Below are 13,403 nucleotides of genomic sequence, written 5' to 3' on the forward strand. Positions count from 1 at the left end.
GTAGGGGACCCGGCCGGAGCGGTGGGCATCACCCGCCGCGGACGCCCGCGGGCGGTTCCCGACCGGGAAGACGTCTCGGAGCTCCACATGATCCGCTCACCAGGGCTCCCTCCCCGTGCACACCAGGAAAGGCGCAACGCTCGAAGAACCCGCGTCCCAGCAGGTGTCCGCAGCGACGGAAATCCGCGAACAGGCCGGAACCGGTCACTTCCGTGGTGGCGGTCGCGCTCGAACAGGCTTCCCGGCGGCCTGTAGCGCTGCGTCAGCGGAGCGGCGATTTGTGCAATCCGCGCACTACAGGCAGGCTGCGACACATGACAGAAGAGAACAAGAGCCTTGACGACCTGGTCCGTGACGAGCTGGGCGACGAACCCTCGCAGGAGGCGAAGGACTACGCGCACGAACTCTACGAGCGCTACCGGCTCCCCGACCCCACCGAGGGCGGTGGTACGCAGGGATCGGCGGAGGCCCGGACGGGGGAGTGACGGAGGCCCCCACACCCGCAGCCTCCGCTCGGTGCGGCGGCGTCCCCGGAGCGGTCCGACCGCTCACCGCACGGCCCCTTACCCCTGGGGCGCGTCCACGGGGCCGTCGCCGCAGTTCCACACCAGCTCGAACCAGACCCTGCGCCCCATCCCGTCGGCGCGGGGCTCGGTGCCCCACTTGCTCGACAGCGCCTCGACCAGGTCCAGGCCCCGGCCGTGCTCGGCCGTGTCGTAGGGGTCCCGGTGCTGGGGGTGCGGCGCCTCCTCCATGTTCCCCAGGTCCCGCACCTCCACGCGCGCCCACCCCGGGGCGAGGCGGACGCTGACCTCGAACTTGCCGGTGGCCCGGCCCGAGGCGCTGTGCGTGATGGCGTTCGTGGCGAGTTCGCTGGTCAACAGCGTTGCCGTGGTGAGTTCCGGAGAGGCGGCCAGCTGCCGGGCGACGAACCTTCTCGCGTACGCGATCTGGCTCGGCAACCCCGGGAACCGCCGCCTCGCGGGCCTGCGGACTGTGTCGGTGCTGTGCGGTATCTCGTCTTCCATGGGATTCGCCGGACTGTGTAAGGGACTGGGCAGGGGGGCCGGGGGCAGGAGTGCGTTCGGCGACGGGGGAAGGGCCCTGTGGGCGGGGCCGTGCGCGTGACGCGCGACGAGGGGGCCGAGGGGGCTCTGGGATGCTGCGGGATCACACATTGGGTCTCTCCCCGATGACGTGTGTTCGCGGCGGGCATGGCGGCGTAGCGCCGGGTCCTTGGGGCGTCCGTGCCCGCGTGGGCGGGTCACGGCGCGGAGCGGACGCACAGGGCGGAGCCCCCTGGAGCAGGGAGGGAAACAGTACTGCGCCACGACTGTGCAAGGGCGGCGGCAGGCGGTGGGGGAGAAGCCGCGGGGCTTCCCGAGGGGCGGTGGTGGGGCCTGGGGCGGGCCGTGCTGCATGCTCATGTCTGGTATCGGATGTGCCCTACGACACTGAAGGGCGTATTCGCGCTCAGCATACGCTCTGTGCCTCCCTGGAAACCCAGCCGACCTGGCCTGGTCAGGATAACCCCCACTGAGCTGCCCAAAGAGGGGGTCCCTCGCCATGGCGCACGGGATCGAGGACGGATATCGGCGGGGATTCGTGACTCGTGGGACTTGTGAGTTTGAGTAACGATTGGGTTAAGCGCCCCTGTGTTCTGGCACTTCCTGAGGTCTTGCGTACGCCATGTCCGAACCGACAAGGTATGGGGCATGTCCTCCCGCTCCCCGCTGCCCCCCGGCCTCGGTATCGAGATCGATCGCTCAGTACGCCTCGCAGACGAGGGACACCTCCTCCTCGGAGGCTGTCCGCCGCGGGCCGTGCGCCTCACACCGGGGCAGGTGAGCGCGCTGATCCGCTGGTTGAGCGGCGCGGTACCCGAAGGGGCGGCCGAGGGCCTGCTCGCCCGCGACCTGGTGCGGGCCGGGCTCGCCCACCCCCGCCCGCTGCCCCTCGCGCCGGGCCGCACCGCCGATGTGGCCGTCGTCGGTCAGGCCGGGCCCTCCGCGTTGGGGACCACCCTCGACCACCTCGCCGAGTTCCATCCGGAACTGCGGCCGGTGGTGGTCGGTGCCACCGGGGCCTGTGCCTGGGCCGCGCGCCGACGTGGCGCCCGGGTCGTTCCCGGCCCGTCAGGGGGAGCGCAGGCCCGTGCGGCCGCGCTGCGGGCCTGTTCCGCCGAGTTCGTCGCCTTGGTCGAGTCGGGAGCCCGCCCTGCGGCGGGATGGCTGGACACCGCCCTGGGGCACTTCGCCGATCCCGTGGTGGCGGCCGTGGTGCCCCGCGTGCTCACCGAGCGCCCGCGCTCCCTCGGTCACCTGCGAAGGTCGGTGGCGGCCGTCGCGGCCCACGGCGCGGGACCGGATCGCGGCGCCGACCCCGGGCCGGTCCTCCCCTGGGGCCATGGGACGCCCCACCAGGCACGTCCGGGCGCGTCCGGCGACCAGGGCGATCCGCTGCGGCCCGTCCCGGTTCTGGTCGTGCGCCGCTCCGTCGCCGACCTCGACCCCGACCTGGGCGCGGCAGCCGTACTCGACCTGTTGTGGCGCCTGGCCGGGGAGGGATGGTCGGTGCGCTATGAGCCCAGGTCCCGTGTCCGGCTGCCGCCGACCACCGACATGGGGGGATACCTGCGTGCGTGCTTCACCTCCGGTGCGGTCGCCGGGCCGCTCGCGCGCCGCCACGGGGGGCGGGCCGCCGGCCCCGAACTCTCCTGGTCCGGGGCGGCGGTCCTGGTCCTGGTGGCGTCCGGCCGCCCCGGAGCGGCTCTCCTGGCCGGCGCACTGGGCGGGGCGGTGGTCACGGCAGTGCTCTCCTGCCGGGCGCGGGCCCCTCTGTCGGAGGCGGTCTGGCTGACCGGGCTCGATCTGGCGCACACGGCCCGGGCGGGTGCGCGTTCCGTGCGCGCCGGGTGGTGGCCGGCGGCTGTCACGGCCGCGGTGGCCGGAGCGGTGGCCGGGGCCGGCGGTTCGGCGGGCTCCCCGCGTTCGGGGGGTTCGCGCAGGGCGGGCCGGATCGCGGTGGCCGCGGGGGCGGCCCTGGTCCTGCCGCACCTGGCGGCGTGGCGCCGGGGGCGGGCGGCGTCCCTCGCGGGGCCGGTGACCTGGACGGCACTGGGAGCCGCGGGCGACGCAGCCCGTTCGCTGGGCACCTGGTGGGGGATGGCGGGGGCGCTCACCGCCGCGCCCCTGATGCCGAGGCCGAGGCGCATGGCGGTGGCCGGGTCCGCGCCGTCGGGGTGTTCCCCCGAAGCGTCGGCGGTCACCGGGGTCCAGCGGGGAACCCCTGTCATCGTCAGCCGCCGTTGACCTTCACTACTCAGGGTGATTAACCCCGTATTCGGCCGATCCGCGTGCTCTGTGAGTACGGGCGCTCTTCGCACGGGCGGGCGATGGCCGGTCCCGGTTGCCGAGATCGGTGCTTTGTGTGCGTTACTAACTATTGATGTTTAATGGTGGCTTTGTGGCTCTGTGTCCAGTTTTTGGGCGGGATGGAGGGCTGTCATCGATCATTGGACTTCCCTTTGTGCAGGTCAGGGTCGATGATGGTGACTGGGAGGAGTTGTCTCGGAGCTTCGTGTGCAAAGATTGACAAATCGACTGCTTCCGGGTGGTCAAATGGGCACCGTTGTCTTTTCTTGATGCAGTGGTTACCGTCGAGTGTCTAGTGCTCCCGCAGACTCTTGACATTCCGGTCACGGAACGTGAACCGGATGGAATTGTGTTGTGGCAGTCGCCGGGAGCAACCCCCACCGGTGGCCACGGGTCCGCGAAGGCTCAACGGTGACACCCCCACCGCTCAGCGCGCTCGCGCTCCGTGACCGACGGCGCTCCCAGGCACGGCCGCGCACACGAGACGAGCGCCGGGCTCGACTGTGAGGTTCGGAGATAGTTTTGGGCAAGTTCCTGGCCAGGCGGCTGCTGAACTACGTCGTGCTGATCTTTCTCGCGACGAGTTTCGCCTACCTGCTCGCGGCCACCAACCTCTATCCGCGCGGCTACTTCGAGCAGATGCAGCCTCCGCCGACGGCCGAGGTGATCAACACCCAACTCGACACCCTCAACCTCAACGACGAGACCCCCCTGGCCGAGCGCTACGGCGTCTGGCTCAGCGGGGTGGTCCAGGGCGACTTCGGGCAGAGCATCCAGGGGAACGACGTCACCCCCCAGATCTGGTTGAAGGCCGGCGTCACCCTGCGCCTGATCACCTTCGCCACCGTCCTCGGCGCCGCCGTCGGCATCGCCGTCGGCGCCTACTCCGCCGTACGCCAGTACAGGCGCTTCGACAGGGCCTCCACCGCCGTCGCCTTCTTCGTGCTCTCGGTCCCCACCGTGGTCATCGCGATCAGCGTGCAGGTGGGCGCGACCGCCATCAACGACCTCCTCGGCTTCCGGCTGCTGATCTTCTCCGGTGAGTACTCGGCGGGCTTCCAGGGGGAGTGGTGGCAACTCCTGCTCAACCGGATCCACCACGCGCTCCTCCCCACCATCGTGCTCGCGCTCTCCCTGTTCGCGGCCTTCGCCCGCTACCAGCGCAACATGATGCTGGACGTGCTCAACGCCGACTTCGTGCGCACGGCCATGGCCAAGGGGCTCACCCGCAGGCGGGCGCTGTTCAAGCACGCCCTGCGCACCGCGCTGATCCCCACGATCACGTACTTCACCTTCACCTTCGGAATCATGGTCTCCGGCGCGACCTTCACCGAGAAGATCTACGGCTGGCACGGCATGGGCGCCTGGCTGATCGACTCGATCTCCCAGCAGGACGTCCACGTCGTCGCGGCGGTCTCCTTCTTCATGGCGGTGACGGTCATGGCCGCCTCGTTCCTCTCGGACATCCTCTACGCCTGGCTCGACCCGAGGGTGCGGGTGTGACCGTGACCCGCCCCCGCACCGCCCCCGGTGCCACCCGCGCCGGCCTCGGCGCGCCCCGCCACCCGACCGCCCCGCGCACCACCGCGGCCGCCCCGCTGGAGACCACGCCATGAGTACGACCGAAACGAGCGCGGAGCCCGCACCGGCACCGGCCGTGCCCCCGGCGCCCAACCGCCTGAGGGACATCGGGCACCAGCTCCTGGGGACGCGGCGCGTCATCATCGGGCTCGGCATGCTCGCCCTGCTGCTGGCCGTCGCCTTCATCGGACCGCTCGTGACCGGCTGGGACGTGGGGCAGCGCGACTACACCTCTCTGATCGACCCGCCCTCACCCGAGCACTGGATGGGCACCAACCGCACCGGCCAGGACGTCCTCACCCAGAGCACCGCGGGCCTGCAGAGGTCGCTGCTCATCGGACTGCTCGTCGCCCTGCTCTCGACGGCGGCCGCCGCCCTGGTCGGCTCCTTCGCCGGCTACTTCGGGGGCCTCACCGACCGCGGCCTGATGTGGGTCGCCGACCTGGCCCTGGTCCTGCCCAGCTTCGTGGTCCTGGCCATCCTGTCCAAGCACTTCGTCGGCAACGGCGGCTGGATGGTCCTCGTCATCCTGCTGGCCGCGTTCAGCTGGATGGTCACCTCCAAGATGGTCCGCGGACTGACCATCTCCCTGCGCGAACGCGAGTACATCCACGCGGCCCGGTTCATGGGCGTCCCCCCGCACAAGATCATCCTGCGGCACATCCTGCCCAACATGTCGTCCCTGCTCATCGCGGACGCCACGATCGCCGTGAGCACGGCGATCATCGGCGAGACCGCCCTGAGCTACTTCGGCCTGGGTGTGCAGGCACCGGACATCAGCCTCGGCGTGGTCATCGCCGACGGCTCCAGGTTCGCCACCACGGCGTGGTGGATGTTCCTCTTCCCCACGCTCCTGCTGGTGGTGCTGGTGCTCGCGGTGAACATGATCGGGGACGGGCTGCGCGACGCCCTCGACCCGCAGTCCAAGTCGCGCCGCTCCTAGGGGGACAGCAACACATGAGCACCGAAACGGTCGCCGCCACTGACGTCACCCGCGACGAGCGGTCCGCGGACAGCCCCGTCCTGGAGGTCACCGACCTCACCGTCACCTTCCCGGGGTTCGGCGGCAACCCCGACGTGCACGCCGTCCGCGGCGTCAGCTACGCCGTGAGGAGGGGAGAGGTGCTGGGCATCGTCGGCGAGTCCGGCTCCGGCAAGTCCGTCTCCTCCATGGCCGCCATGGGCCTGCTGCCCGAGCACGCCAAGATCACCGGCTCGGTCCTGCTGCACGGCGAGGAGATCCTCGGGCTGGACGACCGGGCCATGGCCGCCAAACGCGGCAAGGTCATCTCCATGGTCTTCCAGGACCCGCTCTCCGGCCTCACCCCGGTCTACACCGTCGGTGACCAGCTCGCCGAGGCCGTCCTGGTCCACGACCCCAAGACCCCCAAGGCCAAGGCGCGCGACCGGGCCGTCGAACTCCTCGACCTCGTCGGCATCCCCAACGCCGCGCAGCGCTACCGGTCCTTCCCCCACGAGTTCTCCGGCGGCATGCGCCAACGCGTCATGATCGCCATGGCCATGGCCAACAACCCCGACGTCATCATCTGCGACGAGCCCACCACGGCGCTCGACGTCACCATCCAGGCCCAGATCCTCGACCTGCTGCGCACCGCCCGGACCGAGACCGGCGCGGCCATCGTGATGATCACCCACGACCTGGGAGTGGTCGCCGGCTTCGTCGACCGCGTCCTGGTCATGTACGCGGGACGCCCCGTCGAGATCGGCACCGTCGACGAGATCTACTACAACAGCCGCATGCCCTACACCATGGGCCTGCTCGGTGCCGTCCCCCGCATGGACCTGGACCGCCAGGGCGCCCTCGTCCCCATCAAGGGCACCCCGCCGTCACTGTCCCACCTGCCGCCCGGCTGCCCCTTCGCGCCGCGCTGCCCCATCGCGCAGCCCGAGTGCGAGGCCGCCGAGCCCGACCTGCTCGCCATCGGCTCCCAGCCCGACACCGGCACCATCCGCCGCACCCGCGTCGAGGCCGGGTCCGTTCCCGGCAGCACCGCGGTCCACGACACCGGTGTGCAGCGGGTGGCGTGCATCCGCTCCGGTGAGATCGCCGCCAACGCCTGGACCGCCCAGGACATCTACCCCGTGCCCGAGATCCCCGAGGTCCCCGTCGCCGGTATCCCCCGCGAGGACCGGCCCGAGATGCTGAGGGTCGAGGGGCTGGTCAAACACCACGCGCTCAACAAGGGCATGGTGTTCAAACGGCGCGTCGGCACGGTCTACGCGGTGGACGGCATCGATTTCGACATCCGCGAGGGCGAGACCCTCGCGCTCGTCGGCGAGTCCGGCTGCGGCAAGTCCACCACCCTCATGCAGATCATGGACCTGGAGAAGCCCCAGAGCGGCTCCGTCACCGTCATGGACAAGGACGTGTCCGCGCTCAACAGGAGCGGGCGGTTCGCGCTGCGACGCGACATGCAGATCGTCTTCCAGGACCCCATGAGCTCCCTGGACCCCCGTATGCCGGTGTTCGACATCATCGCCGAACCCCTGCGGGCCCACGGGACGGGCACAGCCGAGGTCACCCGGCGGGTCTACGAGCTCATCGAGCTGGTCGGCCTCAACCTGGAGCACGCCACCCGCTTCCCGTCGGAGTTCTCCGGAGGCCAGCGCCAGCGCATCGGCATCGCGCGGGCCCTGGCACTGGAGCCCAAGCTGCTGGTCCTCGACGAGCCCGTGTCCGCGCTCGACGTGTCCATCCAGGCCGGCGTCGTCAACCTCCTGGAGGAACTCCAGGCCAGGTTGGGTCTGTCCTACCTGTTCGTGGCGCACGACCTGTCCGTGGTCCGGCACATCGCCGACCGCGTGGCCGTCATGTACCTGGGCCGGATCGTGGAGATCGGCGACACCCAGTCCGTCTACTCCAGTCCCGCACACCCCTACACCCAGGCGCTGCTGTCCGCCATCCCGGTCCCCGACCCGGAGAAGGAACGCGCCCGCACCCACATCGTCCTGGACGGAGACCTGCCCAGTCCCGCCAACCCGCCCTCGGGTTGCAGGTTCCGGACCAGGTGCCAGAAGTTCACCACCCTCTCCGACCCCCAACAGGAGAAGTGCGTGAACGTCGAACCACAGATCCTCGCCACCAACGGAGGAGACCAGGGCGCCGCCTGCCACTACGCGGAACGGCGCGAGGTCGTCTGATCCCCCGGCCGGCCAAGGCACGGCCAGCGCCGCCCCGCGCGCTGGCAGAACCACCCCCATAGGAGGAATCCCCATGCGAATCGGGAAGGCGCGTTACCTCGCCCCCGTCGCGGCCCTGGTGATGGTCGCCAGCGCCTGCAGCAGCGACGACGGAAACGACACGGATGCCGCGCGGGACGAGGTCGCCGCGCTGGCCGCGTCCGACCTCAACGCCGCACCGCGCGAGGACCTGCAGGAGGGCGGCACCTTCGTGTGGTCCCTCAGCGAGTACGAAGAACAGCACAACATGGTGCACGTCCAGGGCAACAAGGCAGACGTCCGCCGCGTCGTGGGCGCCCTCCTGCCGACCCCCACCCGCTTCGACGACCAGGGCGGTTTCGCCCCCAACGAGGACTACGTCCTTGAGTACGGGGTCAGCGACGACGGCCTGGAGGTCTCCTACACCCTCAACCCCGACGCGGTCTGGTCCGACGGTGAGCCCATCACCTGGGAGGACTACGAGGCCCAGGTCATCACCCGAAAAGGTGAGCGCGACGGCGAGTTCGAGGTCGGCTCCGACACCGGCTACAAGTGGATCGAGGAGGTCGAGCAGGGCGAGGACGAGTACTCCTTCACCCTCAAGTTCTCCCAGCCCTACGCCGACTGGCCCGCCCTCTTCGACATCGTGTACCCCAAGGAGTACATGGAGGACGAGGAGCTCTTCGCGGAGGGCTACGACGGTGAGATCCCCGTCACCGCAGGCCCGTTCGCGGACCCCGAGTTCGACGACGTCACCCAGCGCATCACGGTGACGAAGAACGAGGACTGGTGGGGCGATCCCGCCATGCTGGACGAGATCATCTTCGCCAACGTGGCCATCGACGGCCAGGCGACCGCGTTCAACAACGGTGAGATCGACGCCTTCTACCTGGGCTACGACGCCGCCGCGTGGGAGCTCCTGAAGGACCGCGAGGGCACCTACTTCACCCGCGCCGTCGACAACGCCTACCGGTTCATCTCGCTGAACGCCGGCAGCGAGACGCTCCAGGACAAGAACGTCCGCCAGGCCATCTCCATGGCCGTCAACCGCGACACCATGGCCGAGGTGGCCCTGGGCGCCGTGGACTGGCCCATCACCGGCGAGGTCAACCGCCTGCTCCGCTCCAGCCAGAACGGGTACCAGGACAACAGCGACCCGGTCGGCACCTACGACCCCGAGGCCGCGGGCGCGCTGCTCGACGAGGCCGGCTGGACCCTGGAGGACGGTGCCGAGTTCCGCACCAACGAGGCGGGCGACACGCTGAGCCTCGGCTGGGTCGCCTCCGAGGACATGCAGCTGGCCAAGGACGAGGGCGACATCGCCCGCGAGATGCTCGCCGAGATCGGCGTCGAGGTGGACGTCCAGAACGTCCCCGGCAACGCCCTGTTCTCGGACTACATCGTCCCCGGCAACTACGAGATGGCCAGCTACGTCCTGACCGGCTCCAACCCCTACCCCACCGACTCCGAGGGCAACTACAGCGGCCCCTACGACGAGGAGGGCGAGGACTGGGGCAACAACCACAGCTTCCACTCCACCCAGGAGATCAACGACCTCTACGAGGAGCTGGCCCAGGAGACCGACCCGGACCGCTACGCCGAGATCGCCAACCAGATCGACACCGCCATCTGGGACGAGGTCCTCACCATCCCGATGTTCGAGCGTCCCGGCCTGTACGCCATGGACGAGAACCTGCGCAACTGGGGCGCCTACGGCGTCGCCGGCAACTACGTCTACGAGGACATCGGCTGGCTCGCCGAGTAGCCTCCTGACGCATCGCCCGCGGCGCCGAACAGCCGCTGGTCCGAGCGACTGCGGCTACCAGGGCGCCGGTCCCCGCGAGGGGGTCGGCGCCCTTCGCCGTGCCCGGACCGTGCCCGGACCGTGCCGGGGCCGACGGCGCACGGGCGGCGCCGCGCACACGGGCCGCGCCAGGGCTGGAAGGCCTGCGCACAAGGAACATCCGGGCCCTGGGTTGGGACTCCGAACCCCGCTGTGGCAGGGTCGGGGGTGCAACCCCCACCCCCGCACCACCCCCCGTGTCCCGCTCGCTGGAAAGCTCTCGATGAGACCTCACCCCATCCTCGCCGCGACCGCGGCGGCGCTCCTCTGCGCCTCCCTCGCCTCCTGCGCAAGCCAGGAGGAGGACCCACGGGACGCCGCCGACCCCCCCGCCGACGCGGCCGTCGAACCTCCTACGGAGGAGGCCGACGAGTCGAGTCCCCCGCCCTCGGAGGATCCCGTCGAGGAGAACCCGTTCGGGACCCCGGTCGGCTGGGCGGGCGAGCCCCTGCAACGCGACGGCGAGGACCACCCCGGCGTCGTCGGCGGCGCGGACGGCGAGACCGTCACCGCGTCCGACACCGACGAGCTCGCCGACCACCTGTCCGACGAGGAACCCCTCACCATCGAGGTCAGCGGCAGCATCGACCTGGACGGGGCGATGGAGGTCGGCTCCGACAAGACCCTCGTGGGGGTGGGAGAGGGCGTCGAGCTCACCGGAGGCCGACTGGTCGTGGACGGCTCCAGCAACGTCATCCTGGCCAACCTGGGGCTGGAGGCGGACGGAACCGCCGTGGCGGTCCGAGGAGGAGCGCACCACGTGTGGGTGGACGGCTCCACCCTCACCGGGGGCGGGGACGACGACGCCCTGATCACCGTCACCGAAGGCGCCGACAACGTCACCCTGTCCTGGAACCACTTCCGCGACGCCGAGTCGGCGATCAGCATCGGAGGTGGTGACGACGGGCCCGGCGCCCTCCGTGTGACCGTGCACCACAACTACTTCGACGGCACCTCCGGCCGTCACCCGAGCGCCCGGTTCGCCGACCACGTGCACGTGTTCAACAACTACTACCGCGCCAACCCCGAGTACGGGGTGCGGTCCACCCATGACGCGAACGTCCTGGTGGAGGGCAACTACTTCGACGGCACCCCCCTCTCGGTCGCGCCGGAGGAGGAGGAACCGGGCAACGTCGTCACCCGCGACAACCTGCTGGTCGACTCCGCCCAACCGGACCTGCGCGGCGCCGTCCCCGACCCGCCCTACGCCTACGAGCTGGACGACACCTCCACGGTTCCCGACGTGGTGGCCGAAGGGGCAGGGTCCGACGCCCCCTAGCCAGGCAGGAACCCGGAGCGTGGGACCGGCCCTGTCCCGGTCCGCTGCAGACCCGTGCCCCGACGGAAGCCTCAGCTGAACGAGTGGTACTCGTAGGTTTCCCCGAAACCCTCAGGTGTGCGGTAGTCGAGCCTGCGCGGGTACCCCTGTTCGTCGATCCACAGCTCGAACCGGGCGTCCCGCACGAGTGTGAGGGTGTTGGCCCCGCTGTCGGTGTCGTAGCCTCCGACCTTGCCGGAGAAGGTGCCCGTGTAGAGGTACGCGCTGTGGCTGCTCCGCTGGCCCGGCCACCGCAGCTCCACCTCCTCCGACCCGACCAGGGACAGGTCGGACCCGGTGTCGAGGATTTCGTGCAGCTTGGCCGAGCCGAACCCCCGCGAACACAGGTAGCCGTCCGCCTCGGTCGGGGGGTCCAGGAGCTTCAGCCCCCGGTCCGCCGTCATCATGAGCTGTCCGTCGCCCACGTCGTAGCGGTACACGCTCTGCCCTTCCAACGTGGTGAAGAAGTGGTCGAACTCCGGCTCGGCCGTGGCGTCGTACATGACGCGGCCGCGCCCGGCCGCCACGTCCGGGTACACCGCCGCCCCGGAGGGCGTGCCGTCGAAGGTCGGCGTGCCGACGCTGCGACCGCCCTCGGAGAGGCCCCCGGAGACGGGCACGCCCCCGGGCTCCCTCCGCTCCTGTTCCGGGACCTCCGGGGCTTCCTGGCCGCCCTGGGCCTCCTGTTCCGCCGGGTCCGCCCGGTCGTCCGGGGACTGGGGCCCCTCCAGGGCGGGGGCGCCGTCGTGGACGGTGAAGGTGACGTGGAAGGCGGAGGAATCCTCCACCAGGGCGGCGGCGCCCGCGACGTAGGATTCGGCGTCCTCGGGGTCGGCCCCCGAGGTGGAAAAGCCCGTCCGGGGCGGTCGCGACTCGGGTCCGTCCGCGATCTCCAGGGGCCGGAGGGGCGAACCCACCGTGAGACGGGCCACCCCCCATCCGCTGGCGATCACGGCGAGGCAGGCCACGACCACGAGCACGGACACCAACCAGTTGGGGCGTTCTCCCCCCTCCTCGTGCGGGGTCTCGGAGCCGGAGGTGTGCGGTATCGACGGCATCGACACGGCCGGGGCCTCGTTTCTGCGAATCGGAACGCGGCCACCAGGAGATCGCGGGGGGTGGCGGCGCAGCATCGTCATCTGGCGTCGGTGAGTTGCGCGTACGGGGGGTACGACGCGGTGACGCAGTGTTCTGTTCGATGGTCGCATGCACGTAATCGCCTCCCGAGTCGGCGAACCGGAGCACCCAGTCGAGGTGGGGAGACTCCAGCACGGGCTCCAGGAAACCGAAGGTGCGGGTCTGCGACAGCCTCCGCAGCGTCTCCTCCGACGCGTGGTCCCACAGCAGCCGGACCGCGACCCGTGCCGCCCCGGTCGCGGTGAACGATCGGCTCAGGAAGAGTTCGTGCAGCTCATCGGCTTCCAGGCGGAGAACGGTCGCTTCGAGTACCTCCGATTCCAGCAGCCCTAGGAGCGCCAGGGCACAGTCCACGCGTGCCACCGGGGCGGGAACCAGGGTGCCCCGGGAGCAGCGCAGGACGGCTTCGGCCGCGGCCACAGGATCCAGCGTCCAGTGACCGTCCGGTGGGCGTTCGTGGCCGATTGTGGCCTCGTCGTTATGGTCCGACCCGGTGGCGTCCCCGCCGCCGCCGGGGGCGCCCGGACCGTCGATACCGCTCCCCCCGGCCGTCCCCCCACCGGACCGGTCGAGGGCGGGGGCGGCGACCTCCTCCGGTGGTTGCTCCCGGCCCTGCCCCAGCGCCGCGTGCACGGCGCCGCGCAGTACCCCGGGCAGCCTCTCCAGGGGACCCTGCACCGTGACCGCCACCACGATGGACACCGCGACCAACAGGGCCACGTACTCCAGCAGGGCGTTGCCTCGGTCCATGGTCCGTCGCCTCTCGCTGGCCGGGTGGTGTGGGGTTGTGGGGGCGATGGCGGAGGCTGCGCGGGCGGGCGCTCAGGCACTCAGGGCGCTCGGGGCGCCCCTGGAGGTCGCGGGCGCTGACGGGGGCCATCTCCCAGACTTCGGGCCGCATCGCGGCGCAGCGGACGCGATCGCGGGCCGGGGCACCGGGGGAGGAGCGGTCCCCCGGGTCGGCGTACTC

General features: G+C 70.7%; 9 protein-coding genes. 7 read left to right on the plus strand and 2 right to left on the minus strand.

Features of this window, described 5'->3' with window-relative positions:
* Window positions 1–314 precede the first annotated feature (314 nt).
* On the plus strand, window positions 315–485 hold the full coding sequence (locus tag ACFWTE_RS19150) for a hypothetical protein (RefSeq protein WP_378780897.1): 171 nt from the start codon (window positions 315–317) through the stop codon (window positions 483–485).
* 78 nt (window positions 486–563) lie between these two features.
* On the opposite strand, the gene ACFWTE_RS19155 is transcribed toward ACFWTE_RS19150, so the two are convergent.
* Window positions 564–1,028: an ATP-binding protein gene (locus tag ACFWTE_RS19155; RefSeq protein ID WP_378780898.1), complete on the minus strand. Its 465-nt coding sequence runs from the start codon at window positions 1,026–1,028 to the stop codon at window positions 564–566.
* Window positions 1,029–1,715: 687 nt separating this feature from the next.
* On the opposite strand from ACFWTE_RS19155, the gene ACFWTE_RS19160 reads away from it, so the two are divergent.
* The 6 genes from ACFWTE_RS19160 to ACFWTE_RS19185 all read left to right on the plus strand — a co-directional run bounded on the left by ACFWTE_RS19160 (window position 1,716) and on the right by ACFWTE_RS19185 (window position 11,257).
* On the plus strand, window positions 1,716–3,311 hold the full coding sequence (locus ACFWTE_RS19160) for a family 2 glycosyl transferase (RefSeq protein ID WP_378780900.1): 1,596 nt from the start codon (window positions 1,716–1,718) through the stop codon (window positions 3,309–3,311).
* Window positions 3,312–3,896: 585 nt separating this feature from the next.
* Complete coding sequence (locus ACFWTE_RS19165) at window positions 3,897–4,877, plus strand: ABC transporter permease (protein WP_378780901.1); 981 nt, start codon at window positions 3,897–3,899, stop codon at window positions 4,875–4,877.
* A 109-nt stretch (window positions 4,878–4,986) separates the two neighbouring features.
* Window positions 4,987–5,898, plus strand: a complete 912-nt coding sequence (locus ACFWTE_RS19170; protein ID WP_378780903.1) for an ABC transporter permease — start codon at window positions 4,987–4,989, stop codon at window positions 5,896–5,898.
* 14 nt (window positions 5,899–5,912) lie between these two features.
* Window positions 5,913–8,117, plus strand: a complete 2,205-nt coding sequence (locus tag ACFWTE_RS19175; RefSeq protein WP_378780905.1) for a dipeptide ABC transporter ATP-binding protein — start codon at window positions 5,913–5,915, stop codon at window positions 8,115–8,117.
* A 73-nt stretch (window positions 8,118–8,190) separates the two neighbouring features.
* Window positions 8,191–9,900 (plus strand): ABC transporter family substrate-binding protein, encoded by a 1,710-nt coding sequence (locus ACFWTE_RS19180; RefSeq protein ID WP_378780906.1) that lies wholly within the window; start codon window positions 8,191–8,193, stop codon window positions 9,898–9,900.
* Between the two features lie 301 nt (window positions 9,901–10,201).
* A complete protein-coding gene (locus tag ACFWTE_RS19185; RefSeq protein WP_378780908.1) occupies window positions 10,202–11,257 on the plus strand; it encodes a polysaccharide lyase family 1 protein in 1,056 nt (351 codons plus the stop codon).
* A 71-nt stretch (window positions 11,258–11,328) separates the two neighbouring features.
* Here ACFWTE_RS19185 and ACFWTE_RS19190 read toward each other — a convergent pair whose 3' ends face one another.
* Window positions 11,329–12,354, minus strand: a complete 1,026-nt coding sequence (locus ACFWTE_RS19190; RefSeq protein WP_378780909.1) for a hypothetical protein — start codon at window positions 12,352–12,354, stop codon at window positions 11,329–11,331.
* Between the last annotated feature and the right edge of the window lie 1,049 nt (window positions 12,355–13,403).

The organism is Nocardiopsis sp. NPDC058631 (assembly GCF_042716955.1).
GTDB lineage: Bacteria > Actinomycetota > Actinomycetes > Streptosporangiales > Streptosporangiaceae > Nocardiopsis.